The sequence below is a fragment of the Methanosphaera sp. ISO3-F5 genome, from assembly GCF_034480035.2.
In the GTDB taxonomy this organism is placed as follows: Archaea; Methanobacteriota; Methanobacteria; order Methanobacteriales; family Methanobacteriaceae; genus Methanosphaera.
Genome location: NZ_CP118753.2, coordinates 1,960,307 through 1,985,607, shown reverse-complemented (window position 1 = coordinate 1,985,607; position 25,301 = coordinate 1,960,307). Strand labels below are relative to the sequence as shown.

22 protein-coding genes are annotated in these 25,301 nt (G+C 32.0%); 10 read left to right on the top strand and 12 right to left on the bottom strand.

The window, feature by feature from the left end; translation table 11 throughout:
- Positions 1-13 precede the first annotated feature (13 nt).
- The 8 genes from rpl37A (at position 14) to PXD04_RS20310 (ending at position 3,691) form a co-directional block, all read left to right on the top strand.
- On the top strand, positions 14-283 hold the full coding sequence (gene rpl37A, locus PXD04_RS20345) for a 50S ribosomal protein L37Ae (RefSeq protein ID WP_292472649.1): 270 nt from the start codon (positions 14-16) through the stop codon (positions 281-283).
- Between the two features lie 2 nt (positions 284-285).
- Positions 286-417 (top strand): DNA-directed RNA polymerase subunit P, encoded by a 132-nt coding sequence (locus PXD04_RS20340; RefSeq protein ID WP_323736638.1) that lies wholly within the window; start codon positions 286-288, stop codon positions 415-417.
- A gap of 96 nt (positions 418-513) precedes the next feature.
- Positions 514-1,032, top strand: a complete 519-nt coding sequence (locus tag PXD04_RS20335; RefSeq protein WP_323736637.1) for a hypothetical protein — start codon at positions 514-516, stop codon at positions 1,030-1,032.
- A gap of 13 nt (positions 1,033-1,045) precedes the next feature.
- Positions 1,046-1,306, top strand: coding sequence for a KEOPS complex subunit Pcc1 (locus PXD04_RS20330; protein WP_323736636.1), 261 nt, complete (start codon positions 1,046-1,048; stop codon positions 1,304-1,306).
- A gap of 83 nt (positions 1,307-1,389) precedes the next feature.
- Positions 1,390-1,737 (top strand): prefoldin subunit beta, encoded by a 348-nt coding sequence (locus tag PXD04_RS20325; RefSeq protein WP_323736635.1) that lies wholly within the window; start codon positions 1,390-1,392, stop codon positions 1,735-1,737.
- 100 nt (positions 1,738-1,837) lie between these two features.
- Positions 1,838-2,113, top strand: coding sequence for a DUF3194 domain-containing protein (locus PXD04_RS20320; protein ID WP_323736634.1), 276 nt, complete (start codon positions 1,838-1,840; stop codon positions 2,111-2,113).
- Between the two features lies 1 nt (position 2,114).
- Complete coding sequence (locus PXD04_RS20315; protein ID WP_323736633.1) at positions 2,115-2,804, top strand: HisA/HisF-related TIM barrel protein; 690 nt, start codon at positions 2,115-2,117, stop codon at positions 2,802-2,804.
- A 5-nt stretch (positions 2,805-2,809) separates the two neighbouring features.
- Complete coding sequence (locus tag PXD04_RS20310) at positions 2,810-3,691, top strand: PfkB family carbohydrate kinase (protein ID WP_323736632.1); 882 nt, start codon at positions 2,810-2,812, stop codon at positions 3,689-3,691.
- On the opposite strand, the gene PXD04_RS20305 is transcribed toward PXD04_RS20310, so the two are convergent.
- The 5 genes from PXD04_RS20305 to alaS all read right to left on the bottom strand — a co-directional run bounded on the left by PXD04_RS20305 (position 3,674) and on the right by alaS (position 9,572).
- Positions 3,674-3,847, bottom strand: a complete 174-nt coding sequence (locus PXD04_RS20305) for a hypothetical protein (RefSeq protein WP_323736631.1) — start codon at positions 3,845-3,847, stop codon at positions 3,674-3,676. The two genes, PXD04_RS20310 and PXD04_RS20305, sit on opposite strands and share 18 nt — an antisense overlap.
- 101 nt (positions 3,848-3,948) lie before the next feature.
- Positions 3,949-4,635 carry a TIGR02253 family HAD-type hydrolase gene (locus PXD04_RS20300; protein ID WP_323736630.1) on the bottom strand — a complete coding sequence of 229 codons (687 nt, stop codon included), beginning with the start codon at positions 4,633-4,635 and terminating at the stop codon, positions 3,949-3,951.
- A 74-nt stretch (positions 4,636-4,709) separates the two neighbouring features.
- Complete coding sequence (locus tag PXD04_RS20295) at positions 4,710-5,957, bottom strand: methanogenesis marker 16 metalloprotein (RefSeq protein WP_323736629.1); 1,248 nt, start codon at positions 5,955-5,957, stop codon at positions 4,710-4,712.
- A gap of 83 nt (positions 5,958-6,040) precedes the next feature.
- Positions 6,041-6,673 carry a type II CAAX prenyl endopeptidase Rce1 family protein gene (locus PXD04_RS20290; RefSeq protein ID WP_323736628.1) on the bottom strand — a complete coding sequence of 211 codons (633 nt, stop codon included), beginning with the start codon at positions 6,671-6,673 and terminating at the stop codon, positions 6,041-6,043.
- A gap of 190 nt (positions 6,674-6,863) precedes the next feature.
- Positions 6,864-9,572 carry an alanine--tRNA ligase gene (gene alaS, locus PXD04_RS20285; RefSeq protein WP_323736627.1) on the bottom strand — a complete coding sequence of 903 codons (2,709 nt, stop codon included), beginning with the start codon at positions 9,570-9,572 and terminating at the stop codon, positions 6,864-6,866.
- 286 nt (positions 9,573-9,858) lie between these two features.
- On the opposite strand from alaS, the gene PXD04_RS20280 reads away from it, so the two are divergent.
- Entirely contained in the window at positions 9,859-10,446 is a 588-nt protein-coding gene (locus PXD04_RS20280) for a hypothetical protein (RefSeq protein WP_323736626.1), read from the top strand.
- A 512-nt stretch (positions 10,447-10,958) separates the two neighbouring features.
- On the opposite strand, the gene PXD04_RS20275 is transcribed toward PXD04_RS20280, so the two are convergent.
- Positions 10,959-12,068 (bottom strand): RNA-guided endonuclease TnpB family protein, encoded by a 1,110-nt coding sequence (locus tag PXD04_RS20275; RefSeq protein WP_323736625.1) that lies wholly within the window; start codon positions 12,066-12,068, stop codon positions 10,959-10,961.
- Between the two features lie 465 nt (positions 12,069-12,533).
- Between PXD04_RS20275 and PXD04_RS20270 the strand changes: the two genes are divergently transcribed.
- Positions 12,534-13,898, top strand: a complete 1,365-nt coding sequence (locus PXD04_RS20270) for an IS4 family transposase (protein ID WP_323736624.1) — start codon at positions 12,534-12,536, stop codon at positions 13,896-13,898.
- Between the two features lie 250 nt (positions 13,899-14,148).
- Here the strand turns inward: PXD04_RS20270 and PXD04_RS20265 are convergent, their stop codons facing one another.
- From PXD04_RS20265 to PXD04_RS20240, 6 genes are all read right to left on the bottom strand, one after another.
- Complete coding sequence (locus PXD04_RS20265) at positions 14,149-19,701, bottom strand: hypothetical protein (RefSeq protein WP_323736623.1); 5,553 nt, start codon at positions 19,699-19,701, stop codon at positions 14,149-14,151.
- A 268-nt stretch (positions 19,702-19,969) separates the two neighbouring features.
- The gene (gene ltrA / locus PXD04_RS20260) at positions 19,970-21,526 is read right to left on the bottom strand and encodes a group II intron reverse transcriptase/maturase (RefSeq protein ID WP_323736622.1); all 1,557 of its coding nucleotides are present in this window, start codon (positions 21,524-21,526) and stop codon (positions 19,970-19,972) included.
- A 575-nt stretch (positions 21,527-22,101) separates the two neighbouring features.
- Positions 22,102-22,611 (bottom strand): hypothetical protein, encoded by a 510-nt coding sequence (locus PXD04_RS20255; RefSeq protein WP_323736621.1) that lies wholly within the window; start codon positions 22,609-22,611, stop codon positions 22,102-22,104.
- Between the two features lie 474 nt (positions 22,612-23,085).
- A complete protein-coding gene (gene rpl12p / locus PXD04_RS20250; protein ID WP_323736620.1) occupies positions 23,086-23,391 on the bottom strand; it encodes a 50S ribosomal protein P1 in 306 nt (101 codons plus the stop codon).
- A 130-nt stretch (positions 23,392-23,521) separates the two neighbouring features.
- A complete protein-coding gene (locus tag PXD04_RS20245; protein WP_323736619.1) occupies positions 23,522-24,514 on the bottom strand; it encodes a 50S ribosomal protein L10 in 993 nt (330 codons plus the stop codon).
- Positions 24,515-25,153 carry a 50S ribosomal protein L1 gene (locus PXD04_RS20240; RefSeq protein WP_323736618.1) on the bottom strand — a complete coding sequence of 213 codons (639 nt, stop codon included), beginning with the start codon at positions 25,151-25,153 and terminating at the stop codon, positions 24,515-24,517. It lies immediately after the preceding gene.
- Between the last annotated feature and the right edge of the window lie 148 nt (positions 25,154-25,301).

Sequence of the window (25,301 nt, the reverse complement as noted above, 5' to 3'; positions counted from 1 at the left end):
GGAAGGTGAAAAAATGGTAAGAAAAAGTAAAGTAGGATCTACTGGACGTTTTGGTGCTAGATACGGTAGAAAAGCTAAAAGAACCGTAAGAGATATCGAAGATAAAATGCATGCAAAACACATTTGTCCTAGATGTGACAGACCAGGTGTAAAAAGAACCCACGCTGGTATCTGGAAATGTAAAAAATGTGGTAACGTATTTACTGGTGGAGCATACATTCCTACAACACCAATGGGAAAAGTTGCAAAACGTAACATTAAACGTATCGTTGGAGGAGAATAAGCATGTACAAATGCATTAAATGTGGACAAACAGTTGATGTTAAAAAATATTCGGAATCAAAATGTCCTAAATGCAGATACAGAATTTTATTTAAAGAAGTTCCTGTAGTAAAACGTACTATTAAAGCTCGATAAGTATTTTTACTATTTTTTTATTAAGGGTATTATTCCCTTTTTATCCTTTTTATAAACTATTTTTTTATTATATTATTATTTTCATAGTGATTATTTATGTTATACGATGTAAATTATAAGTTTGTGATTTCTACTAGTAGAAAGCCTACCCAGATTACAAGAAGATTTGCTCAGTTTTTGAAGCATTATTTTAATGCTGTTTATATTAATAGGGGAAAGTCTAGTTTTAGTAAGATTGTTAATCAGGCAAAAAGTTATGAGAATTCCCTGTTGTTGGTTATTACTGAAACCAAGGGTAATCCTAGCAGCGTAAATGTTTATGATTTAAGTGTGGATGCTGAAAATCCGTGTTGTAGCATTTATATTAATGTGTCTTTGCCCCAGGAGAATAGTAGTGTGAATACTGATAGTTCAGCTATTGTGTTAATTAATAAGGCACGGGGTTTGGATGACTTGTTTGTTAGTATGAGTAGTTTTAAGAGTGGTGAAAAGATTAGGAGTAACTGTATTGTCATACGGGATTATGAGGATAATATGTATAGTGCCGATTTTATTGATAAGAAAGGTTTGGATACTGATTATAGGGTTTATATTAAGGGGTTTAAATTGTATTAGGATGATGAGTTTTATGTGTGAAGATAAGATTTTAGATAGTGTTGAAACTGTGTTTAATATAGAGTATGATAATTGTCATGATGCTGAGATTGTTTATAATTCTATTAAGCCGGAGATTTCTTTTGCTCGTGGTGAACGTTCAACTAGTGAGATTGAATTAGAGGGTAATGTTATTGTTATCCGGATTTTTTCTAAGGATGTTGTTAGCTTACGTGCTTCTATTAATTCTTATGTTCGATGGATAAAATTATCTAATGAAATCATAAAAATTTAATATGATGATGGAGATATATTATATTAATATAAATTTACGTTAATTATTTTATTTAAAGAAAGAAATATTATAGGTGAGAAAATATGGATATGCCACAAAATGTACAAGAACAATTAAATCAATTCCAACAAGTTCAACAGCAGGCTCAGTCAATTGCTATGCAAAAACAAACTGTTACTTTACAGATTAATGAAGCTAAAAAGGCTTTAGATGAATTATCTAAAACTGCTGATGATCAGGATGTTTATAAAACTGCTGGTCCTTTACTTATTAAGACTAATAAGGCTGACAGTGAAACTGAATTGAAAGATAGTATTGAAATGCTTGAAATTAGGCAGAAAACTATTGAAAAACAGGAAAAACGTATTGCTAGCAGACTTGAAGAATTACAGACTAGTCTTCAGAGTGCTATGAGTCAAGTACAGCAATAGATTATTATTTTTTTTCTATTGTTTATCCTTTTTTATATTATAACCACCAAATTTTGTTTTTTATTGATAAACTGATTTTTTTTTATGGGAGAATTTTATTATGATACCGTTAACTGATAGTGAAGTTGAAGAAATTATTGATATTGCATATTCTACTAGTGAAAGATATATATTGAAGCATGTGAATAAGAAGGAGTTTGAGGATATTAATATTACTATTAATCTTGAGCGTGGTAGTGAAGGTTTTGATATTGATATAGATATTGATTTGGATAGTGATGTTAATTTACCTGATGATTTGGCAGATGCTGCTATTAATCTTAGTTTGGATGCTGTTGATGAGTATGTTGAAAATAGAAATAAGAGTTTAGATTAGTATGATTATTCCTGTTTTTGATGTTAAGGATGGCATGTGTGTTAGTGGTAAGAGTGGTTTCAGGGATACTTACACTAGATTGGATAGTGTTTATGGTGATGATATTTTTGAGATGTCACTTAGTCTGAGGGATGCTGGTGCTCGTGTTGTTTATATTGCTGATTTAGATAGGATTATGGGTGTTGGTGATAATAGTGGCTTGATATCGGATGTTAATGAGGTTGTTCCTGTTTTGTTGGATAATGGTGCTTCATGTGTTGATGATATTATTTTTAATAAAAATATTTGCACTTACCCTATATTAGCTACTGAAACTATGAATATTATAAGTGATGTTGAGCAAATTTTCGAAGAAATGCCTCATGATAATATAGTTATAAGTGTGGATATTAAGGATAATGAACTGTTAGTAAAGAATAAGTGTATCAAATTGGATGATATAATACGCCTAATCAATAAGGTTAAACCAGCATACACAATACTCTTAAACCTATCACAAGTAGGTACAGAAAAAGGAAACACCACAAACATAATAGAAGACATCATAGAAAAAACACCATACACACAACACATAATAGCAGGCGGAATAACCAACCAAAGCATCACATCCTACAAAAAAAAGGGCATAGACAACTTCATAATCGGCACAATACTACATGAAGGAAGACTATCCACAAAACACACATGGTGAAAAATATGAAAAATAAAATACTCAGTATAGGTCCGGTGACAAAAGACAAGATAATTACACCACACGACACATATACACAGATAGGCGGTGCAGTATACTACCAGACAATGACATTAACCCAACTAAAACAAGACACCACATCAATAATAACAATAGGAAAAAATGATACAAAACTACTAAACAATATAATGAAAAAACAAGAAATAATACTAAAAGAAAAAACACAAGAATACACAAACATCTACGACACAAAACTAAACAGAACACAAAAAGCAATACTACCCGAAAACACAATACACCCACAAGACATAAAAATCAACCTAACACCCATAAAATACGCACTAATATCACCCCTATCCCCAGAAGACATACCACCAGAAACAATACAACACATAAAACAACACAACACAACAACAATACTACTACCACAAGGATACCTCAGAAAAACAGACAAAAACAACAACATAACACAAAAACAATGGACCAACAAAGAAAAATACCTCAAACACACAGACATAATATGCCTAGACAAAAAAGAAGCAAAGACCGCATTCAACATAGACAACATAAAAAAAGAAACCATAAACAAGATAATAAACAAATACAACCTCCAACAAGTAATCATAACACTCGCAGAAAAAGGATCAAAAATCTACACAAAAAATGAAACAATAAAAATACCAGCAATAAAAACCACAAAAAACATAGACGCAACCGGACTAGGAGACACATACATAGCAGCATACATCACAAAACTACAAGAAACCAGAAACATCAGAGAAGCAGGACTATTCGCATCAATAACAGCAAAAGAAAAACTAGAAAACAAAGGCCCACTACAAACAAACAAAGAAAAAATAGAAGAAGAATTAGACAAGTATAGATAAACTAACAAATGGGATAAGAACAGCCAAGACAAACAATGCAATGCCCACAACCAACTGTATCCTATTTTCTTCTAACCCACCAGATAACATGAAATATATTCCGGCAACAGCAAATATTGTAGGAATAATCTCAGAATATAATAATAAGAAGTCCATATCTCTAATCTCCAATTCAATCAATTAAATAATAATAATCCCTTAACTATAAAGCCAATAATATTTATGATAATATAACAATATACATTTTACTATTTTTCTTATAAAATCTTCATCAAATCAATCAAACTATTAATTTCCCGCACATTCTCAGATACACCCATATCCTCAAGAACATCCTTCTGTTCAGAAGTAAGCTTAGAATTAATAAGCATACTCTGCATACCAGCATTACAAGCACCCATAATATCCGCATCAAAGTTGTTACCAATCATCAAAGAAGTACCCGCAGTAACACCAAGCCTCTTCATAGCAATCTCAAAAATCTCAGGATCCGGCTTTTCAACACCAACAGATTCAGATGTAACCACATCATCAAAGAATGGGTAAACACCCAGCCGAACCAACTTCTCCCACTGCTTCAACTCCTTACCATTAGTAATAAGACCAACCTTATACCCCTGACTTTTAAGGTACAATAGTATGGAGAATGATTCAGGTTCCAACTTAAGCATAGCAAACTTAGTATTATGATAAGTGATTATACCATTAACAATTATTAAAGGATCCTCCTCACCATTAACCTCCTCAACAAGGATATTAAAATGCTTATCATAATTTGAACCCTTATCCTTGATAATTCTAATCAGATGCTCATAACCTTCATCTTCAGTACATTTAAGACCATTATGCACCATTGATTTAACTGCAGCACGCCTAGCAATAGCAGCAAACCCTGAAGTATCATATATAGTGTCATCCATATCAAAAAATACTGCTCTAAACATATGTATAAATATATGATTCTTACATTATTAATAAATTTTCATGAAAAAATAAAAGAATAAAAAATATTTGGAGTTTAAAGTTTAAATGAACCATCAAGAATGGATTCCTTAAGTTCCTCTGCAATATCCATTCCACGCTTCTTATCAGACTGCCTGCATGTAACAGGGATGCTTCTTTGCTTACCATCAGCTTCGATTCTGATATTACCAAGTTCAATGCTTGGCACACCACGTGGACAAACATATGCACAGTATCCACAACCATAACATAAACTGGTATCTATCGTTTTATCTTTACCATAAGCATTTACTGGACAGTAAAGTTCTGGTAAACATGGAATACAGTTAAAACATTTATCAGGGTCTGTTGTTGGCCTGTAATCCACATCATCCCATACAGTATAATCAATATTATCTATTGGCAAGTGTCTTCCATGAATATCACATACAGGTAATTGTATGTCCTTGTTAAGTACTTTTAGGTTTTCAAGCACTTCTTCACTTGTAACAGGTATAGGGATTGCAACAGAATCAAATACTTCAGGACCCATACCAGTCTTAAATCCTCCAAGATAATATGAGTTCATTTCCTTAATGTCAGCAGTAAGCAGTAGGTTAGGTTTTTCATCAGTACTTCTTGTACCATTATCAATTATTACACCCTGAGCACCATTTAACAGTACCTTTGTACCCGGCCTTATTACTTTCTGTTCGGGATCGTTTGCCAGTGGATTTATGTCACCACACCCACTGAATGAATAATTATTATATGGTCCCTCCATTGGAGCTACATTAAATATGGATTCCTGTGCTTTTCTTTCAGGATTTGTGAATGAATTATAGTTCTTGAAGGCCATACGTGTACCAATGATTCTGGCCGTGCCAAGATCATCCAATGTTATTTTAGTATTGAACTCTTTTCCTTCATTATCAAATACCTGAACATCTATTTCTTTGCCTTCCACAAGGTCTTTAAGTAGGAATCCTCCACCATATCCTTCCCTTGTTTTACTATGATTTGTACCGTAGAGTACAACATCAACGGATCCTAATAATTCATTAGGACATGGACCCGGATATGCTGGAACACCATTAAGGTAGACTTCTTTTGCCTTGTTAAATTCTCCTGGTTCGGATACTGGAATATGTAGTAATGCTGTGGTTCCACTCATCACACCACTGGTTCCACATGTTACTACGTCAACATCATCCAATGTAACTTCTTCACCATTTTTTAATTTAGTTTTAAGTTCTTGTGCTGTCAGTACTACTGCGTCACCTGAATCTAATTTTTCCCTAATTTCATCTACTGTTTTCACCATGTCTTAACCACTCCCCTACTGTTTTGTTCATTATTCTATTTTAATGTTTTGTTAAAAGTTATTAATTAAATTAATTCCATATTTCATAACTGAAGTAACATTAGGCTCATTAGAAATGCGTCTGTTAATAGGTGAGATAAATATGGTACTAATAGATTTCTTGTCTTATAGTAACCGTATACTTCGAAGATTGAGCCCAGGCCTTGTATTAGTAAAACAGAGTATATTGTGACTCCATCAGTGTAATGTAGTAATCCGAAACCTGCCATTACTATGATTGCTGAGACTATGAATGATAGTTTACGCTTTTGTGAAAACTTATAGAATAGTCTCATGAAGAACATTAATGGTATGAATTTAATTAGTTCTTCGTTCATCATGGAAAATATTAGTGAGATTATGGTTTCTATTGTCACATAATCTTCCTGTACTACTCCTCCAGTGCCTGTTAATCCTAGTGTGTCCAGTAGTATTATCATGATTATTGCATAACAGATGTATCCTAGAAACATTAGTATTGCTATTTTTAGTTCGTCATTTGTGGGTTTGCGTATTATGAGATTATAATCCCATCCTAGATAGTATAGTAGTGGTATGATCATTATTGTGCATTGAATTATGCTTGATAGGAATTCTGAATAATCATATATTGATGCTGATGCTATGAAACCTAATAGTATTGATATGAATATAAGTATCCATCCGGTTACTGGCATTCTAGGATTATGTTTGTAAAATGGGAAATCGTATACTGCATAATCCTTTGTTAATATTTCTTTTAAAATGTTTTTTATCCCCTTTATTACTTGTTGATATTATATTAGGATTTTCATTATTTAAAGGATTTTCTAAAAAAAGGATATGTTAAAAAAAGTTTAAAAATAGTTAATAAAATGAATTAAGTTATTATAATTCATTTATTTTATCATGTAATGCAGTGAATGCTTCTTCTTTCTTATCAAGTTGTGTCATTCCCGCACCTTGTGCAAGGTTAGGTTTTCCTCCTCCTCTTCCACCCATGATTTCACCGATAATGTTTATTACATCACCCATTTTCAGGCCTTTATCCACTATCTGCCCGTTACATGATGCTACAATATTTCCCTGATTGTTAATGATAACAGCAAGGTCTGCTACTTCATCCTTCTCCACGAGGTTTGTTGCTATTTCTCTTAGCTGTCCTGCCTGTGCATCCATTATTTGTGTTAATATTTTGTAACCGTTTACTTCTTCAACATTATCCTGGAGTGATGATATTTTTGCTTCTGCTAATTGTTTTTCTAGTGCTTTTATTGTTTTTTGCTGTTCCTTCCATTCATTGAAGAACCTGTTACATGTTTTAGGTAACTGTTCTGCATCTACGCCGAACACGTCACTGCTTTCTCTTAGGATGTCATCTATTTCCTGTATCTTGTTTATTGCACTGTCTGCTACTGCGAATTCTATACGTTCCACTCCGTCCTGTACTCTTTCTGTTTTAAGTACTTTGATGATTCCAACATCACCAGTGGTTTGTACGTGTGTTCCTGCACATGCTTCCACGTCTACGCCTGGTATTTCCACTACTCTTATGTCTTTTCCAGGTACTATACCTCCCTGGTATAGTTTGAATCCGTACTTGATTTCTGCGTCTGTCCTGTCATACCATTGTATGTTTACTGGGAGGTTTTGTTTAACGTACTCGTTTGCAAGTTTTTCTATCTGTTTTAGATCGTCTGTTGTGATTCGTTTGTAGTGTGATAGGTCGATTCTTGTTTTTTCTATTCCATTTTGTGATCCTGCCTGCCATATGTGTTTTCCTAGCACTTTTCTTGCTGATGCTATGATAAGGTGTGTTGCTGAGTGGTTGCTTGTAAGTAGGTCTCGTCTTAGTGCATCTATTTCACCAGTTATTTCTTCGCCTATGATACCGTCTAGTTTTTCTATGTCTTCTTTGTCTACGTGGTGTAGTACTATTCCGTCCTGTTTTTCGGCGTAGGTTATGTTTATTGTTGTTCCATCTGGCCTGGTGATTGTTCCTTCATCTGATGGTTGTCCTCCACCTTCAGGGTAGTATATTGTCTGGTCTAGTATTATCTTGTTTGAGTCTTCTACTCCCAGTACTTTGGCCGTGAATTGTCTTTGCTGTAGGTCATCATAGAATGCCAGGTATGTTTGTGGGTAGTCTAGTTCTAATGGTTCTTGTTCTTCTTCGTCTTCTTCTTCGTGTGCTGCTGCTATTTGTGTGTAGAAGTTGTCTGGTATGTTTGCGTCAAAGTCGTTTTCATTGCATATGCTTTCTACTGTTTCTGGTGGTATTCCGTTGGAGTCGTAGAAGTTTATGAGCATGTCTGTTGGGAATGATGTTTGTCCTTCTTTTCTTAGTTTTTCTATTGAACGTTTTACAAGGTTTCTTCCCTTGGTGAGTGTTGTATGGTATCTTTCTTCTTCGAGGTCTGTGATGTTTAGTATGTGTTCTGCGTTGTCCTTGATTTCTGGGTATGTTTGGCTTAGGAAGTCTAGTTGTATTTTCATTATATCTGATAATGATTCTTTGAGTCCTAGTTCGTTCATGTATTTTACTGTTCTTCTTAGCACTAGTCTTGCAAGGTATCCTTCTTTTACGTTGGATGGTATTATCCCGTCTGCTAGCATGAAGCTTAGACATCGGGTATGGTCTGCTACTATGTATATTGCTTCCATTGGTGCTGTTGCTTTTCTTAGTACTTCTGGGTCTAATGATAGTTTTTCTGCTACTTTTTTTCGTAGGAGTTTTAGGTCTGATATGTCTTCGAGGTCCATCATCCCTGCTATTCTTGCATTTTCTGATAGTATTTCTGTGTCTAGTTCTACTCCGCTTAGTTCGGTTAGTTTGTCTATTACTGGTCCGAATGTTGCATCATATGCGGTTGGTGTTCCCTGACTTACCCATGCTATACGTTCTAGTCCGTATCCTGTGTCCACTATTCTTAATGGTATTTCTTCGAGGCCATCTTTGGTTGTTTTGTATTGTATGAACACTAGTGTTGCTAGTTCTACTCCGTGTGCACATATTTCATAGGATGGTCCTTCGTTTCCTCCACCTTTCCACCAGGATTCTATGTAAGTTATTTCTTCTGGGTTTATGCCTATGCTTACCAGGAATTCGTAACAGTATCTTAGTGTTTGGTCTTTCCAGTATATTTCGTTGTCGTCACTGTTGAATGCGTGGTGTGCTCCCATTGTGAAGCAGGTCATGTGTCTTCCACTTCTTCCCACATTATCCACATCATTTAATCTTATTGATGGCTGTGCTATTGTAAGAGGATTTGCCGGAGGCCTTACCATTCCACTTGTTACCCATGGCTGGAAGTCATATATTGTAGCTCCCACCAGGAATACGTCATTTCTCCATCTTTTTGCAAGTACTGGGTACCTGTCTATTGGTGTATGGTTATTGTTTTTGAAAAATTCCTTAAACTGTTTCTGAATACCCATCAGATCGTATTGTTTGTTTGTAACAGGATTACCAATAAATTCATACTCATCACATGGAGCATCTCCACATGTTGATCTTTCTTTTATTGACCAGAAAGTCTGTCCACACTTACTGCAGACATGTTTTTTAAATCCTAAATCTTCTAATTCAAAAGTCATAATTATTTACTCGCTTTTTATAGTATTTATTAATGTTAAAAATGATATGTTTGTTAATTTATTATAATAAGATATCTGTTTAAAATGATATAAAAAAGTATTCCGGTTAGAGGAAATGTTTTTGAAAAAGAGAATATTTTTTTGCAAATAGAAAATAGGGTTTTGATAAAAAAAATTATGAAAAAGAAGGTTTAAATGTTAAAGTGGCCAAATATTAACGAATTGGGATGTTTCATTACGTTGACCTAGATAAGCTTGTCTTGCTCCGGTAACAAGCATAAGTTTTTTGATTTTTATATCAGTAGGTACTTGTAGTTTATATACTAATACAATAACAAATTCAAAAAACAATAATACACAAAATATAAACAATAATGGCACATATTTAAATCAAACAACAAACACCTATAACACTACCTTAAACTATACTGTTAAAGTTAATGATGAAATAACTAAAACAACAGAAGTACAAAAAGATAATACTACTGAAAAAATTAGAGATATTTCAATAAAAAATATCAGCAAAATTAAAGTCAAAAATGATAATAACAAACAAAATACTGATAATCTAACTAACAATAGTATAAGTTCATCAGGCAATACAAAACATTTCAAAACAATAACACAAAAACCAATAAAAACCATAACTTTAAAAGAAAATTCACCTATCACATTACTATGGTTAGAAACATTATTCAATAAAAAATTCACCAATAAACAACTTCTAATTTACATAGACGACACATTAGTATATAATGGAACAACAACTACTAATTCAACTGAAATACTATTTAAAATTGTTAAAAAGTACAAAGGAGAACATGTATTAAAAGTAGTTGAAGGTGACAATATCTATCAAAGAGAATTTTTATAAAAAAACTCTCTTAAACTTTTTTTAAAAAAAAAATAATACAACCCAACATATTTTCTAATTTAATTTTGAGAAATAATATATATACTTCATATCATTATTAATATTTTATTATAAAAAAATACAATTAATGACATAATGAATATTTACATGAAAAATAATCAAGATACAGTTAAAATAATTTAAGATTAAATTATTCAACATACTTAATTAACTTCTCAATAAATAATTTTAGATAATCTAATAATTATACCGTTTACATTAATAAAATGGCTCTGTAGAAAACCTTGCTTTGAGGGAAATATGAGTAATACCCAAATATAGTATTTTTACAGAGGGAAATATTTTATTTCAATATTCTCCTTTCTTCATCATAATACAAATCTCACTCATATTGAGTAATCGTATTTTTCATTTGATTCCTGCCTAATTGCCGCCAACGCTAAGCATAGTAAGTGGTACAGGCGATCTCCGGGAAACCCTCGGTTCACATATAAAATACTTTGTTTATATAATTATATTTTTTTTAACCCTTCTCGTTGTATGTTTTTGGCTGCATTTATGTCTCTATCATGTGTATTTCCACATTGTGGACATGTCCATATTCTGTTGTCGAGTTTTAACTTGTCATTGTAGTATTGGCAGTTATTGCATGTTTTACTGGAGGGGTACCATTGGTCAATGTGTATTAGTGTTCGTCCATGTTCATATGCTTTTTGTTCTATTATTTTTGTGAACATGTGCCATGATTTTTCCTGTATACTCTTAGATAGTCTGCTGTTTTTTAGCATACCTTTGATGTTTAGTGTTTCCATGCAGATTACCGAGTATTTTTCTGTTAATCGTTGCGCTATCTTATAAAAGTGATAGTCTAGTATGTTATGTATTTTTTCATAGGTTTGTGCTATCATCTTTTTGATTTTATTATAGTTTTTGCTGCCAAATTCTTTCTTAGATAGTTTTCTTTGTAATCTTCGTATTCTATTATTTAATTGTATGATTTTATTTTGCTGTGGGAACTGTATTATTTTGCCCGTGTTTATTGTGACAAAACGTGATACTCCCAAATCAATACCACAACTACGATTATTACTCTTAAAAACATGTCTTGTAACATCTTTACATAAAATAGAAACAAAATATTTGCCGGATGCTTTTCTTTTAACAGTTACAGATTGTATTTGACCAGTTATCTTTTGATGAGTACGAAATCGTATCCAACCCACCTTAGGAAGACGAATACAATTACCATCAATCCGGATATTGTTATTGATATTATTAGTTTTATAAGATTGTACTGGATTATACTTGCTTTTATAACGCGGATACTTGCTGATTTGGTTAAAGAATCTGTTAAATGCATTTTCTAAATTTTTCAATGATTCAATTAAACCTGTGGAATCAACTCGTTTTAACCAAGTTTTAGACTTTTTTAGTTCAGTTAACATAGCAGAACAATCATAAAAAGACAAATACTCTCCCTTTTCAGCATATACTTTCTTTTTGGCATCCAGAAAAGTATTAAAAACAAACCGACAACAACCAAACTGATTGGTGAAAAAATTCTCCTGAACCTCATCAGGATAAATACGAACAACAAAACTCTTATACATAACAACTATCAAAAAAATACACCAAATAATAAAATATTAAATATAGATAATAAATTATTACTTATTGTATAGTTAATCAATGTCGTCAGGTTAAGATTTCTTTCTTTATGTAAAAGATTTAAATTTAATTTTAACTGATTTTTATAAACTAATTTTTATTAAATTTCTTAATTATTTAACTATTTTTAAAAATAGGCTCATATAATTAAAATTAGATGTTTTTATAATATATTATTTCTTCATGATGTTTATTTTACAGTATCCTTATTTTATTTATTTGATAGTGATTATTCTGGTTTTATTTTTTTGTTATTTTGATATTTATCAAATAGTAGCATAATTAAGAAGTTATATGATTTTTATTTTATGTTTAAAAATAGTAGAATAGTTTATATATGAAATGAGGGAATAGTTTATATTATGAAGCTAAAAAACATTCCCTCAATATTATTTTGTTGTAAGTTATTGATTTACTTTTTGATTTTTGATGGATTAGAAAATGTTTGTCCGTATGAAAATGATAATTTTAAATACTCTTTTATTGAAGATTCTATAGAATCTGAGTGTGTTGATTTTAGAAAACATGTTTTGAATGATTCTGCTTTTACTCGTAATCGTATATGGGGTTTTGATGATTATGTTAAACATATATTGTTTAATCAACGTAAAACTATTCAGAACAATATTGATACTCATTTAAAGTACTCAAAAGATTGTGTTGGTAGTTATAGTAAACAGAGTTTTTCAGAACAGAGAATTAATATCAATCCAGATGTATTTAAAAGAATAAGCATTAATTATTTGAGAAATATTGGTTATATAAATTTACAAAAGAATTGTGAGTTCTTTAGAACTTTTTATGGGTTTCGTTTATTTGCTGGTGATGGATCTCGTTTTGAATTACCAAATAAAAAGTTAACATTGAAAGAATTTGGGTTTAAAGAAAATTATGATAAAAAGATTAATGTTGTCTTTTCAGGTGTTGTTGATGTTCTAAATGATTTCATGATTGATGGTTTAATTGGCAAAAGGGGTGTTGGCGAGCATACTTTGATTCATAAAAATATTGAAAAGTGTAAAAGACTGATAATTCCTGAAAAATCCATATTTATATTCGATAGAGGATATAATTCTATTGAATTAATGGTTAGAATAATAGAAATGCATAGTTATTTTGTTATCAGACTAAGAAAAGACACATACATAGGAGAACGTGAATCCATGACTTCTGATGATGAAATAGTTGAAATAGAATTAGACAAAACAAGACGAAACCAATTCCAAAACAACTATTTTAAAAATAAAATAAGATTCTTTAATTCATTAAATTTAAGAATTGTAAATATAAAACTAGAAACTGGAGAAATAGAAACATTAATAACAAATTTACCACAAGAAACTATGAGTAAAGAACAATTAAAAGAAATATATAAAGCCAGATGGGGAATAGAATGCACATATAAAACACTTAAACAAAGACTACAAATACAAAACTACACCGCACAAACAGAAATTGGAATACAACAAGACATATACTCTACATTTTTACTATATAACATATTTTGCTATTCCAGAATATACTTAAATCTAATAATTAACAAAAATATGAGAAAAAAAGGAAAAAAAGATTATTATGATGTAAATCAATCCCATCTTATCAGCAGATTAAAAATAGATTTATTCGAAACAATATTAGATCCATCAAAAGTCAAAAACTTCATCAATAACTTAATAAAAAAATGCACACCCGCACCAAACAAAGTTAAAAAGCCCCGTCAATATGAAAGAAAGAAAACAACACCCAACAGATACATACAAACACAATACAAACCAACATTTTAAAAAAAAAAGTTAATATGCCAAAAAAAAACAGGAAAATATTTTCATATCAAAAGCTTAACCTGACGACATTGTATAGTTAATAATTATTTTGATAATAGTATTTAAATATTTTGATAAAAAGTATTACTTTTCACACTTTATTCATATGATTTCTACAGGGCCAATAAAATAATAAAAAGTTAATGATAGTCATTACCCCAGAAAAAATCAGAAAAACAAAAAAAAAGATAAAGAAGAAGTTAAAGAAAAATTAAACCTTAACTATATTACTTGTTTCATTACGAGCTCCAAGATAAGCCTGCCTATCACCAGTAACAATCATAACCTTTTTAATCTTAATATCCTTAGACACTTGAATATTATTTAAGTTTACTTTACCATCTGTTGCTGTGAATTGCTGTGTTTTGTTCGTACTAGGATTAGTGTATGTTTTACCATTGATTTTTACTGCAATAGTACTGGTTCCAACTACATTGTTTCCTTTATAATCTTTGATACTGGTTTGTATGCTTATCTGATTATTTTTGTTTACTTTTACTTGTGATAAACTGATTGTTACAGGACTTCTTTGCACATTAAAAGTGGTTGTACCTCTAGTATCAGGATAGTAAGTATCACTTACTAGTACTGCTTCGACATCATAGTTACGTGTTGCACCTTCTTTGGTTACACCACCCATACCAGCAGGTACAGTGTATTTATAAGTAGCAGTATTGTTAGTTACTTTTACTAGTAGATTGTTACCGTTCTTGTCCTTGATTGTTTTACCATTGATTTTGAACAATACTTTTGTGTTTGTGCTCATTGCTGTTGTGTTTTTGGTGTTTGGTGTTTTATCTGTTAATTTTGCAGTGAATGTTATTGTCTGATATTGTTTTTGTGATTTAGGACTTGCTGTGACAGTTATTGTAGCATCTCGTTTCTTGATTTGAGCAGTTACTGTGCTGCTTTTAGCTTCATTATATTTGTAGCTTCCACTGTAACTAGCGGTTAAGTTTTTAATGTTTCTTAAGTAAAGATCGGCAGTAATTGTAACAGTTACTACTCCGTTTTGTACTTTGAATTTCTGTGCTGTTGCGTTGCTGTCAAATCTGCCATCGGTTCTTAGTGTTTTACCGTTTAGTTTGAATACAAGGTTTCCACCACTTACAGGGTTGCCGTTTGTATCAGTTATATGTGCAGTTAGTGTGATTTTCTCTCCTATTATTCCGTTTACTGGGTCTACTGTTACTGTTACATTGTTTTTGCTAGTGGTTGTTGTTACAGTTGTACTTGCAGGTTTATAATCTTTTGATCCTGAGTAGGATACTGTGATGTTGTCTGTTCCTGCTTTTGTATCTACTGGTATTACTGCTATTCCATTTTCGTCGGTTGTTGCTGTTCCTATTGTTTCTCCTTTGCTGTTTTTGACTGTTATTGGAGCATTAGCTATAGGATTTCCTAGTTTGTTATTTAATGTTACTGCAACTTTGGAGTTGCCTACTGTACCATTGTCTGGTATTGCTGTTATTACACTGGTTTTATTTAAGTCATCTATAATGTTTTCTAATTCCTGAATAGTTTGATTCTGTTCCTGTATTGTCTTGTTCATTTCGTCGATGATTTTCTGGTAGTTTGGTTCTATTGTGAATGTTTTTTCTGCTTCTGTTCCTTCTATTTCATCATTTGTTGTGATTTCTGCTTTGATTGTTGCTTCTCCTGGTGTGCTGTTTGTATCTGTTACTGTTATTATTCCTTCGGTGTTTGTTTTTAGTGTTGTGTTGGTTCCGTTTGGTAGTGTTATGTTTACTTCTGTTTCTGTTAGTGGGTTACCTGTTTCGTCTGTTACGTTTATTTCGATTATAACGTTTCCTTCGGTGTTATTTTGTACTTCTATTGTTATTTTTGCTTCTGGTTTTATTGTTATTGTTTTCATGGTACTTGAAGGGTTGTATGTTTTGTTTCCAGGGTATGTTATATTGTATGTGTATGTTCCACTGGTTATGTTGGTGATTGTTATTATTGTTGTGTCTTCTATGTTGTGTGCTGTTACTATTTGACCTGTTTCATCATATATTATTACGGTTCCGTTCGTAATTTTTTTAGTGTCATTGCCTGTTATGTTTACTTTAATTGATAAGTTTCCAACTGTTTTATTTGTGATTTCTGCTTTGATTGTTGTGTTTATTCTTTCAACATGGAATGTGGTTGAGTTTATGCTATCGGAGTATGTGTCGTTTCCTTCATAGAATACTTCCACATAGTTTTCATCAGGGTGTACTGCTGTGTATTTGTATGTGAATTCACCATCGGTGGTTGTGTTTATTTTTATTTCTTCTTCGTCAATGAATAGTATTATTGTTGCATGGGCTATTGCATTGTTTTCATTGTCGGTTAGTTTACCGGTTATTGTTATTTCGTTTCCTATGGTTGTATTTTCTGCATTAACTGTTATGTATGTGTTTAACTTGTTTACGTGGAATGTTGTTGAATTCAATGTGTCTTTATGGGAGTAGTCTCCATAATAGAATGCTATTATATAATTGTCTCCAACATTTTTTGCTTCATATTCTATTGTGAATGTTCCGTTTTCGTCTGTGGTTTTATTAATTTGTTCTAAATCAACATATAATGTTATGTTGGCATTTGGTATTGGTATATTATTTTCATCATGTAGTATGCAGGTTATGTTTGTTTTTTCATTGTATGTTGTATTGTTTGCGTAGATGCTTAGTTTTGTTTCTAATTGTTCTACTTCAAAGCTGGTTGTGTTAGTTATTGATCCTAGGTATGAATTTCCTGGGAATTTTACAGTAACGTTTTGTGTTCCTATTATGTTTGCTGTGTAATTAAACTGGTATTCACCATTTTCATTTGTTAAATTTGATGTTATATAATTGCCGTTAACATATAATTCAACTTCTTCTTGACTTAATACTGCTTCTGTTCCATCATTTTTAGTATAATACATTTTACCATTAATTGTGGTGTTGTTTGCCCATTTTACTGGGGTGGTAACATTTACGCTTAGTGTGTAATCATGAGGTAATTGCATAATGTATACATTGTTGTAAAATTTATTTATATTGTATAATTCTGCATCTTCTGTCTGATTGACTACTAATTTATAAGCATAATTGTCTCCATCAATATGATAACCTGTAATATAACTTTTTTTTGTCTGACTATCTTCTACTAACTCACATCTTACTCCTTCTTCTTCAGCATTCACGAAAATAAGAATATTAGCGTAATTTGGAACATAATTATCTTTTTGATCTAATTCAATCATTCCGTTTGTAATGATGAATGTGGATGGTGTGTTGTTTATGAAAACTGAATTTGTAACATTGAAATATTCGTAATTTTTATATTCATAGTTTGGTGCACTGATAGCTCCACCATAACTATATTTTGAATTATTTGCATGATTTGAAATGAATGTACAATTGTCGATAACTGTTTTCTTATTATTTGCACTGATAGCTCCTCCAGAACCATCTATGGAGAGAATAGTGTTATTTTCAAATAAAGTGTTAGTTATAACCATTTCAGTATCATCTTGAGAGTAACTTCCAGCACTGAATATTGCTCCTCCGTCTTCAGCTGCAATGTTGGATATGAATTGACTATTATCTATATATAAGTTTCCTCCATAATTATAAAAGGCTCCACAAGAATTTTCACCATTTGGGCTACTGTCAAAGCCGTTTCCAATAAATTTTGTCTGATTGATTGTTATATTACTCTGATGATTATTTATAGCAGCACCAGAACCATCATGATCATATTCACTTTCATATAATTTATTATTAATGAAATTGGATGAAATAATAGTACAATTACTGTCAGAACTTTCTATACAACCATTGTTTACAAAATTATCTGTAAAGTTGGAGTTTTTTATTATTCCATTTGCTTTGTATATTGTGAATGCTCCTCCACTGATTGCAGAATTATTGTGGAAAGTCAAATTATTCATAAAGAAATTTGCATTATTTATACTCATAGTATTGGATGATGGATTATACTTATCTCCTCCATTTGAATCAAAAATTGAGTTTGTAATATTAATATGATTCGTATTATTTCCATCAAAATCAATAGTGGAAATAGATTCTGCATAGTTTTTACTGAAATAACTATTATCTATAGATACATTACCTACAGTTGAAATAATCACTGCACCATCTTCCATATCATATCCTATTTTACCATTTGAAATGAATTCTGAATTATTAATAGTTAATGAACCACAAGTTTCACTTGAAAAATCTATTGCATCACCATTTTCAGCAATATTTGATATGAACTTAGAATCATTAATGACAACATTACCATCAGTTTTCATGTAAATTGCTCCACCAGAACCACTACTATCATCACCATTATTTCTAAATACAGAACCTGTTATTTCAAGATTACTATTATTAGTTGCATAACAATAAAATGCAGAACCTTCATCAGCAGTGTTTGAATCAAATGTTGTGTTTGTTATGGATGTGTTACCCATAGTTAGTATACATAACGCTCCACCATCACCTCTTCTATTTGACAAATCATTTGAACTAAATTCAGAATTGACTATTTCCAAGGTATTATTTCCAACACCCACATAATTTAAGATTCCATTACTACTGGTGTTATTTGTGAAAGTGTTGTTCATAATTTTTGTTTTACAAGTCCAGTTATAATATGTTTCTTTATACTCATCATTAACCGGATCATATTCTAATATTGCAGAAAAACGTCTAATAGTTATTCCATTGTACTCTGCTTTATTAGAATCGAAAGTATTGTTTTCTAATAATAAATTACCTTCAGCACTAGTAATTATACCAATATTATCTCCTTCATTTGAAATAAAATCACAATTTGTTACAGAGATGTTACCATCCCGATTTATATAAAGAACACTATTAGATTGATCATTTCTAATACTGCCCACTAAATAAAACTTGGTGTTATTAATCAATAAAGTAGAATTAACATTCGAATTACGAGAAGATAATGCATTTATTTTTTTACCATCGTCTCCTTTGAAGGTACAATTATTAACAACTGCTTCACCCCAAACATACACGTTTAATACATAAGTTCCCCAATTGTAGTCTCGTGCATAGTTAGAATCAAAAGTATTATTATCTAGGATAAATTTACTAATATTAGCACCATCAAGTTCAATAACTGAACTACTTGAAACTAGATTTTCCTTAAATGTATTATTAGCCATTAACACATAACCATAAGAGTTAATACCCATAATCCAGTTTACAGTAGTATCATACTGTTCACTATAACCATTACCTTCGAAATTTGAATTAATTATTTCAAGCGAACTTTTATTTTGACCGAAATAATAAATTGCTGCAGATTCAAACACATAATTTGATGTAAAATTACTATTATCTATAATGATACTACCTTCATTTTCATCTACACACAATCCACCACCTACTCCCATTAGGGGGTTATGCTGTAAATCAAATACTGTATTGTTAATTAAAAGATGACTATTTTCATGTCCTCTATAAGTTATTCCCATACCTTCAGCAGCTGTATTATTATAAAATATTGAATTAACTATGCTCGTGTTAGCATTACTTTCTATATATAAAGCCCCACCGGACATCAAATCATTGGTGTCATCAGAATAGTCATAATTAAAATCAACATCAAATAATGCATACCCATTAGAAGTGAAATTAGAATCAACTATGTTAAGATTATTGTTTGTTCCATTGAAATATACAGCTCCACCCAAACTGGTAACATGTAATTCACCATCTTCAGACTCATAGGGTGTTTTTTCAAGAGAAATCATATTTGATTCAAAACTTGAATTTATTATATTTAAATTAGAATTATTAACAGCAATTGCACCACCATAATCTGATCTTATACTCGTGTTTGCATGGTTTAATGTGAATACTGAATTGTTAATTGTTAAATTTCCATCTTTCTGGAATAGTCGGATAAGTCGGGAGGATTACTCTTCCCTTCTCTCCTAAGAACCGTACGTGTCCCTTTCAAGACATACGGCTCAAGCGTATTCTTTATCTCGAAATCAATTATAAATCCATGTTATTTTATTAATTGCCTTTGTTGTAAAGACATTCAAACGGTGTTTTCTTAAAAGCTTTCCTTATGTAATCCTTATATTCAGGGTCATAAGGATTGCAATTGTATTTAATTATGTGTGCATAGTGTATATGCACCCATTTCATCTTAACAAGTTGTATGCTAGGATTTTCTGGACTAGTAAGTATATAATTATCATCATGTTTATGATAATAATCTTCTTTGAAGTACCTATCTCTAATCCAATCCCATGACTTGTTAGGATGTTGTCTACGAAGATATCGATACGTTAATTTCCAAACGTAGTCATCAATGTCATTGAACGCTTTTTGGGCTACTGCTTGTTTCCAGTAATTGGCAGTGCCGATTATTAGACTGTTCAGTTTTCCAATTAGCTCGTCAATGTTTCCACTACTACGATATTTTAGAAACAATTCTCGTATCTTACTTTTAAGCCTTTTAATCCTGTCCTTAGCAGGTTTAATAAGCACTTTAATACCATTTTGTGTTGGGTATTCTCTGATGTTAAATCCGAGAAAATCAAAACCCTTATTTAATGGTGTTATATGTGTTTTATCCTCTGCTAATTTAAGACCACGTTCTTTGAGGTATGGTTCAATCAAAGAGTATACTTCTTCTGCATCTTCTTTTGTTCTACATAGTACTACAAAATCGTCTGCATATCGTATCATAGCATATCTTGACTGATTACTATAAGTAACTGTATTTCTAGCTTTTACTTTCTTGTAGGTTACTCCTAATGCTTCATCTAGTCCCGTTAGGGCTATATTTGCCAGTGTTGGCGAGATTATTCCACCTTGTGGCGTACCCATATCGGTTAAATCAAACATGTCATTATGTACATAACCTGCTTTAAGCCATTTACCTATGATATTCTTAGCAGGGAAATTACCCAACTGCTTTAATATCCAGTCATGGTCAAGAGTATCAAAACATGACTTGAAATCACCTTCAAATACCCAAGACCGATTACCTCTTTTTGTGAAGTGGTGTATGCGTGCGATTGCATGTCCTGCATTGCGCATTGGTCTAAAACCATAACTTGTTGGTTCAAAACCCACCTCTACACGTGGTTCAAGGGCAAGATTAACGACAGTCTGATACACACGATCAATAATGGTCGGTATACCCAACGGTCGCATTTTACCATTTGATTTACGAATATAAACCCTACGCACTGGTAAAGGTTCATATTCCTTTAATTTCATAGATTTAAGCTTATAGTATAAAGCCATTCTCTCAGGATGAGACCTAAGCACCATCCCATCAATTCCAGGTGTTCTACGGCCACTATTTAAAATGGTAGCCCTTCGAATACCATACAGAATTGTGGAATCCTTATTTAACAATAATCTTTGTAATTGTTTGGCTTTACTATATTCTTTTCTGATTTCGGCACAAGCTATATCACATTGTAACTTATAAATGCTCCGTTCAATCTTCTGCCATGGAATAGAATTCCATTCGCTAGTATAATCGGACTCTTTCTGTTTAGCATCCTCCAAAATACAATTTTGGCTCAAATCTGCATAAACATCCTTCGACATAAAGTTTTACACCTCTATAGTTATAATTGATATAGTTACCTGTGTTATATACACCTGCTAAAGTCAGCATATACCACGTAGTTATTATATCCCTTTAATTTCCTACTGTCTTAACGACTAATGTGGTCATTAGCTTTCTTAGCATCCCTTACCCTACTAGGTTTAGGAACACCGGTTCACACCGTAGTCCCCCCACACACACTTAATTGTGGGTCAAAGTAGGGCTTACCAAGTTTCTCTTCTTTCAGTTACGACTAACTTAGGCTCTCCCATTACGCCGACAAGCCTATGGGTTATGCTAAATGCATATGAGCAAAGTATGCATTGCCTGCTTGCAAAACAATGGGTAATGTAATATCCTTCCCCACTGCCTATGGTTACGACGCTTATAAGAGTTCATTCATCATTAGCCAATATTAGTCTTTCTCTAGCCCACACATCCATGGATATTAGGAGTGTGATTAGGCGTTTACCCTCATGCAACCCACATCATCCGTTGCCAGTTGATGCAGTTTCGGGCGAGAATAGCCCACATAACTAGGCTAATAATACAACGTATAATTGTATTATACTGATTATAAAAGGGAAAGAGAATTGCTTGTCGCACTAGCTCCACCATAAATACCTGATGAATTACATCTAGTTACAGTTAAATTATTAATTATAATGTTTGATGGATGCTTTATATTTATGAACTGAAACTTATTATTTCCATCAATAGTTTTTCCATTACCCTCTATTATGAGGTTTTTTATTGTTTCACTAACTGTTATTGTGTTAGTGATTGTGTATGTTTCTTCTTCACCACCAAGTGTGATTGTGGTGTCTTCTTCAGCCGTTTGGCTTGTCAAGTTATCATATAATTCCTGGTAGTTTGTGACTGTTTGTGTTGCTTGTTTTGTGCTTGTTTGCGTGTTCTTGTTTATTGTTTTTGCTGGTGTTTCTATAGTGTTTTCAGTGGTATGTGTTGTTTGATCCGAGATTGTTGTGGTGTCGTTATCAGATATGTCTGTAGCACTTACTATACCAATACTTGATATGATTGTGATAATTAATATCATAAGAAATATTTTCTTGTGTGTCACCTATTTTTCCTCCTATTTTTCTTTTAGTTCACATAAATTCCATGAATTGATTATTTTTTTTAATTTATAAAAAATGAAATAATTACCTTAATATTTTTTTTAGAAATAATTATATAAATTATAAATAAATTTGCTCTAATTAAAAGATTTCATGAACAATACTATTTTATTTATTATATGTATTAAATTTAGTGTTCATAAGTTTAAAAAAAGCATATTGATTTAATATGATTTAAAAGCTTTATAATTAGATGCTAATAAACTTAATTAATTAGATGAATATTTTTAATATTACTATTTAATATTAAAAAGAAGATTAAAGTTGAATGAGATAAAACAGGATCCTAGAACAAAATAGGAATATATTTGAGTATTTGTTATAAATATTTTTTATTTGGTAAAAAAAATGATTATTATTTTATTGGGTGGTTAATTTATTTAAAAGATAAAAAGAAAAGGGTTTGGATAATTTACTTATCCGAATAAAGCACCTAAACCTGCTGCTGCAGCTTCTTCTTCTGCTTCTTCTTCTTCCTCTTCTTCTTCTGGTTCTTCTTCAGCTGCTTCTGCTGCTGGTGCTGCAGCTGCTGCTGGTGCTGCTGCTACTGCTGCGGTTGCGATTGCTTCTTCAATATCTACATCTTCTAATGATGCGATTAATGCTTTGATTCTTGCATCGTCTGCGTCTACTCCAGCTGCTGATAAGATAGCTGCTACGTTTTCTTCGTTAATTTCTTTTTCTGCTGCGTTTAATAATAATGCTGCGTATACGTATTCCATGTTAATACACCTTTTAATTTTATATTATGTTTATTGTAATTAATACAATTATTTTCTTTTATATCTTTGTTAATGAATCTTAATTTGCTATTAAGATTTGAAATTTTTCCTTTACTAGTACCTTAAGAGTCTATCCGAATAGAGCTCCAAGACCTGCTGCTGCAGATACTTCTTCTTCCTCTTCTTCTTCAGGTTCTTCTTCTTCAGGTTCTTCTGTATTATCTGCAGGTGCTGCTTGTGCAGGGACTGAGTTAAGTTTTTCACTTAATTCATCGTCTAATGCATCACTTGATAATAATGATGCTACTGCTAACATTTGAGCATATGCTTTAGATAATATTTTATCAGTTGTTTCAGAAGTTAATATATTAGCATTTACAGCTAAGTTCATTGCTTCATTTGCTGCTTTCTGTATGAGTAATGGAGCAGATTCGCTGTTTGCTATACCTGCATTAACTGATAAGTTAATAGCATTTTGATATGCGGTTTGAATTGATTGAATGGTTTCTTCTTCATCAATTTTTAGCACATCTGCAGTATATATTGTGTCTCCTTCCCAAACTGCTAGTAAGTCCATACCTACTTCCATTGGATGAATTTCAAGTTTAGATAAAACATCTGCTACTTTTTTAGGAACTTCTTCTCCTTCTTTTACAACTGTTGCATCTTCTTGAACTACAATTGAACCTTTGTCAATTTTTGCAGGTATTCCTGCTTGTTGTAATTCACCGAGGATAGGTCCTGGTGGGAAAGATGTATCTCCTGCTGGAACTACAATATCAGCTGGAGCGATAGCACCAGCTTTTGCTGGAGCTTCCGTTTTACTATCTTCTAAGATTTTAAATAGTTTGAAAGGATTCATTTCTGTGAAGACCATTGCTGGTTGACCTTCAAGGTAATCTGCTAAACCTTCAACATTTTTGTTAGCGTTATCTAATGCGATTTTAATGAAGTTTTTACGAGACATTTTTAGGATTGCTTTGTCTCCTAAAGATTTTCTCATGGTTTGTAATTGACGTGCTGGGATGTCAGCTAAGTTTACAATACCGATTATTTCATTATTATTAGTTAACTCTTCTAGTTCAGCTACTTTTTCTTTTTTCCAATCTGCAACATGTGGCATCTAGATCACCCTCGTTACAGGTCCCATTGTTGTTTTTATGTATAAAGCCTTGATCTGTTTTTGACCTTTTTCAAGGTTACGATCAAGTACATCTAATATAGCATCCACGTTTTCAGCAATTTGTGCTTCAGTCATATCTTCGGATCCTACAATAGATTGTACAATAGGTTGGTCTTTCACTCTTACTTTTACTGTGCTTTTTAATCTTCCTAATATAACTTCAGGATTTGCACTTGCTGGTATAGGTTTTGGCATTTTTTTCCTTGGTCCTAATACTGGTCCTAAGAATCTACCTACTGTTGGCATTAAGTCAGATTGTGCAACAAAGAAGTCGTAGGAGTTTGCAACTTTTTTAGCTTCTGCACGGTTTTTACCGTAAGCTTCTAATTGTTCTTTGTTTATTACTAAATCTGCACCTGCTTGTTCAGCTTGGTATGCTAATTCACCTTCAGCAATAAATGCAATTTTAACATCTTTTCCACGTCCATTAGGGAGAAGCACTTCTTCATCTAAACGGTTTTCTGGTTTGTTTACGTCTAAATCGTTGATGGTTATGACCACATCAATAGACTGTGTGAAGTTTCTCGGTTTTGATTCTTCTAAAACCTTCTTCACTGCTTCTTCAATAACTTGTGTCATTCAATTTCCTCCAAAGAACTAGATTTGGTATAAATCGTAGTTCAACGTGTAATAAATATGTAACATGTACATTGTATAAAATTTTTATATTTAAAGCCTAATCGTTAATTGATTAATATCATTAAATAATTAATACGTTACAGAACAT

Excerpts from the sequence above, each read along its gene's own strand:
- rpl37A (WP_292472649.1), top strand. The coding sequence starts at position 14 with ATGGTAAGAAAAAGTAAAGTAGGATCTACTGGACGTTTTGGTGCTAGA.
- PXD04_RS20315 (WP_323736633.1), top strand. The coding sequence starts at position 2,115 with ATGATTATTCCTGTTTTTGATGTTAAGGATGGCATGTGTGTTAGTGGT.
- rpl12p (WP_323736620.1), bottom strand. The coding sequence starts at position 23,391 with ATGGAATACGTATACGCAGCATTATTATTAAACGCAGCAGAAAAAGAA.
- alaS (WP_323736627.1), bottom strand. The coding sequence starts at position 9,572 with ATGACTTTTGAATTAGAAGATTTAGGATTTAAAAAACATGTCTGCAGT.
- PXD04_RS20325 (WP_323736635.1), top strand. The coding sequence starts at position 1,390 with ATGGATATGCCACAAAATGTACAAGAACAATTAAATCAATTCCAACAA.
- PXD04_RS20290 (WP_323736628.1), bottom strand. The coding sequence starts at position 6,673 with ATGCCAGTAACCGGATGGATACTTATATTCATATCAATACTATTAGGT.
- PXD04_RS20265 (WP_323736623.1), bottom strand. The coding sequence starts at position 19,701 with ATGATTTCTCTTGAAAAAACACCCTATGAGTCTGAAGATGGTGAATTA.
- PXD04_RS20245 (WP_323736619.1), bottom strand. The coding sequence starts at position 24,514 with ATGCCACATGTTGCAGATTGGAAAAAAGAAAAAGTAGCTGAACTAGAA.
- PXD04_RS20330 (WP_323736636.1), top strand. The coding sequence starts at position 1,046 with ATGTGTGAAGATAAGATTTTAGATAGTGTTGAAACTGTGTTTAATATA.
- PXD04_RS20340 (WP_323736638.1), top strand. The coding sequence starts at position 286 with ATGTACAAATGCATTAAATGTGGACAAACAGTTGATGTTAAAAAATAT.
- PXD04_RS20295 (WP_323736629.1), bottom strand. The coding sequence starts at position 5,957 with ATGGTGAAAACAGTAGATGAAATTAGGGAAAAATTAGATTCAGGTGAC.
- PXD04_RS20335 (WP_323736637.1), top strand. The coding sequence starts at position 514 with ATGTTATACGATGTAAATTATAAGTTTGTGATTTCTACTAGTAGAAAG.
- PXD04_RS20300 (WP_323736630.1), bottom strand. The coding sequence starts at position 4,635 with ATGTTTAGAGCAGTATTTTTTGATATGGATGACACTATATATGATACT.
- ltrA (WP_323736622.1), bottom strand. The coding sequence starts at position 21,526 with ATGTCGAAGGATGTTTATGCAGATTTGAGCCAAAATTGTATTTTGGAG.
- PXD04_RS20240 (WP_323736618.1), bottom strand. The coding sequence starts at position 25,153 with ATGACACAAGTTATTGAAGAAGCAGTGAAGAAGGTTTTAGAAGAATCA.
- PXD04_RS20320 (WP_323736634.1), top strand. The coding sequence starts at position 1,838 with ATGATACCGTTAACTGATAGTGAAGTTGAAGAAATTATTGATATTGCA.
- PXD04_RS20310 (WP_323736632.1), top strand. The coding sequence starts at position 2,810 with ATGAAAAATAAAATACTCAGTATAGGTCCGGTGACAAAAGACAAGATA.
- PXD04_RS20305 (WP_323736631.1), bottom strand. The coding sequence starts at position 3,847 with ATGGACTTCTTATTATTATATTCTGAGATTATTCCTACAATATTTGCT.